General features: G+C 75.2%; 1 protein-coding gene. It reads right to left on the reverse strand.

Annotated features, from left to right (window positions below):
- Positions 1 to 2,395 (reverse strand): bifunctional [glutamine synthetase] adenylyltransferase/[glutamine synthetase]-adenylyl-L-tyrosine phosphorylase (locus tag ND748_RS30115; RefSeq protein WP_251749609.1); only part of this gene is annotated, 2,395 nt, incomplete at both ends.

Below are 2,395 nucleotides of genomic sequence, written 5' to 3' on the forward strand. Positions count from 1 at the left end.
CTCCAGCGCTGCCGGGCGATCAGGGACCACGTCCGGCCGCGGCCAGCCCGCGAGCGTGCTCGCGTTGCGCAGCCGCGACGCCGCCAGCCAGGCCGCCTGCAGGTCACCCGCCTCCGCCTCGCCCAGCAACCCGGCGAGCACCGCGGCCCGCAGGCCGTCGAGGGTCGACGTGGTGCGCAGCACCGGGACCTGCCGGCCGTGGCGCAGCTGGAGAAGTTGCACCGCCCACTCCACGTCGGTGAGCCCGCCCGGACCGAACTTCAGGTGACGGGTGGGATCGACCCCGCGGGGGATCCGCTCGCGCCGCATCCGACCGCGAAGCCGACTGATCTCATCGATCGCCGTCGCCGGCAGCGTCGTCGGGTAGCGCACCGTGTCGGCGAGCCGGCAGAACCGGTAGGCGAGCTCGGAGTCCCCCGCCAGCGGCTGCGCCCGCAGCAACGCCTGCGACTCCCAGTCCTGCGACCAACGGCGATAGTAGGCGTCGTAGGCGTCGAGGGGACGCGACAGGGCACCGCTGCGGCCCTCCGGGCGCAGCGTCGTGTCCAGCCGAAGCGCCGGATCCGGCCCGGGAACGGCGAGCAGCCGGTGCAGCTCCCCGATCACCTCGGCGGCGGCCCGGTGCGCCTGCTGCGCCGAGTGACCCGGCCGGGCCTCGTGCACGAACAGGACGTCGGCGTCACTGCCGTAGGACATTTCCGCCCCGCCGAGCCGGCCCATCGCGATGACGGAGATCCGCGCCGGCAGGTCGGCGGGATCTCCCCCGGCGATCCGGCGCTCCGCGACGAGCAGCGTCGCGGCGACGGTGGCGGCGGCGGCGTCCGCCAGGGCCCGTCCGACCGCGGCCACGTCGAGCAGGCCGAGCAGATCCGCGCAGGCCACCCGGACCAGCTCCTCCCGGCGCACCGCCCGGCACCGCCCGACGGCGTCCTCCCAGTCGGGGTTGCGGTGCGCAATCGCCAGCATCGTTCGGCTGAGCGTCGCGCGCGACACCGGGACGAGGTCGGCCTCGGTACGCAGCAGGCGGACCGATTCGGGCGCCCGCGTCATCAGATCCGCGACGTACCGGCTGGTGGCGAGGACCCGGGCGAGTCGGTCGGCGGCGCCGGCGGAATCGCGTAGCAGCCGCAGGTACCAGGGGGCGCGGCCGAGCGCCTCGCTGACCCGGCGGTAGGCCAGCAGGCCCGCGTCGGGATCGGGCGCATCGGCCAGCGTCGGCAGCAACGTGGGTAGCAGATGCCGCTGGATCACCGCCGTCCGGCTCACCCCGCTGATCAACGTCTCGATGTGGCGCAGTGAGCGGTCCGGGGCGGCGAATCCCAGCGCGGCGAGCCACTGCTGCGCCTCGGCGTGGGACAGCCGGACCTCCTCGGTCGACAGCCGGGCGACCGCCTCCAGCAGCGGAGCGTAGAACAGCTTCTGGTGCAGTGACCGCACGGTGCGCACGATCCGGGCGTGGGCGTCGGCGAAGTCCTGGGCGGTCCGCATCCCCATCGACCGGGCCAGCCAGCGCAGCTCGCCCGGATCCCGCGGCAGGCTGTGCACCCGGCGCAGGCGCTGGAGCTGGAGCCGGTGCTCGGCGTTGCGCAGGAAGCGGTACGCCTCGGTGAGGTCCGCGGCGTCGCGCCGGCCCACGTACCCACCGCGGGCGAGGCCGTCGAGGGCGGCGAGCGTCGAACGCTCCCGCAGCTTCGCGTCCACCCGGCCGTGCACGAGCTGCAGGAGCTGGACGGCGAACTCGACGTCGCGCAGCCCGCCCGGGCCGAGCTTGAGGTTGCGCTCCGCCTCGGCGTACGACAACGTCGACTCGACCCGGCGGCGCATCGCCCGCACGTCGGCGACGAAGTCAGGCCGGGACGCGGCGGTCCAGACCAGCGGCGCCACCATGGCACAGAACTCCGCACCGAGCACCATGTCGCCGGCGATCGGGCGGGCCTTGAGCAGTGCCTGGAACTCCCAGGTCCGGGCCCAGCGTCGGTAGTAGGTGCGGTGACTGTCGAGGGTGCGCACCAGAACGCCGTCGCGGCCCTCCGGGCGCAGGCCGACGTCAACCTGGAACAACGCGCCCGCGGAGGTCACCAGCCCGGCCGCCCGCACGAGTCCCTCGGCCATCCGCGTCGCCGCCCGCAGCTCCACCTCGCCGCCAGATGCCGCCCCGCCAGATGCCGCCCCGCCCGGCTGAGCCGCGGTCGGTGGCGTGGCCGGCGCCGGCTCGGCGACGAACAGGACATCGACGTCGCTGACGTAGTTCAGTTCCCGGCCCCCGCACTTGCCCATGCCGATGACGGCGAGCCGGACCGCGGGCAGGTCCGGGGCGAGGCCGGCGCGGGCGATCGCCAGCGCCGCGTCGAGCGCCGAGCCGGCCAGGTCGGCGAGCTCCGCGGTGGCGTCGTCC

The organism is Frankia sp. AiPs1 (assembly GCF_023716945.1).
GTDB lineage: Bacteria > Actinomycetota > Actinomycetes > Frankiales > Frankiaceae > Frankia.